Source organism: Pseudomonas sp. GW822-FHT02G04 (genome assembly GCF_058802085.1).
Genome location: NZ_JBXANU010000061.1, coordinates 1 through 518 on the forward strand (window position 1 = coordinate 1; position 518 = coordinate 518).

General features: G+C 60.6%; 1 protein-coding gene. It reads right to left on the minus strand.

The features are described 5' to 3' along the window. Positions 1-518, minus strand: a 518-nt coding sequence (locus AC1RO5_RS30895; RefSeq protein WP_493179556.1) for a calcium-binding protein, incomplete at both ends; no start/stop codon positions are given.

A 518-nucleotide genomic window follows, 5' to 3' on the forward strand; every position in this document is an offset into this window, starting at 1 on the left:
GTCAAGGGTCACGGTGCTCAGGTCAACGTTGAACGTGTCGTTGAACCCCGTACCAATGACCTTTTCGATGTTGACCAGGGTGTCGCCTTGCGCGTCACCACCAATTCCGGGGCGCCCGCCGCCGGTACGGATATCGACGTTGATGGCTTCGGCAGACGTCGAGTAGTCGACCGTGTCAATTCCCGCTCCGCCGTCAAAGCCCATCACCCGATCATCGGCGACAAAGGTGTCGTTGTAGCTGGAGCCACGGATCATTTCGATGTCGGTGAAGGTGTCGCCTGCCGCGATCCCGGAGTGCACGCCAGTTTTCAGGTTGAGGTTCACCGCCACGGTGCTGTCGGTGTAGCCGACAGTGTCCATACCGGCGCCGCCAAAAAACTGGTCTGCACCGCCGCCACCAAACAGCACGTCATTACCGGCACCGCCGCTGATGATGTTGTCGCTGGCGTTGCCGTAACCGGTAAAGGCTGCCGCCCCGGTATACGTCAGGCGCTCAACGTTGGCCGCCATGGAGAAAG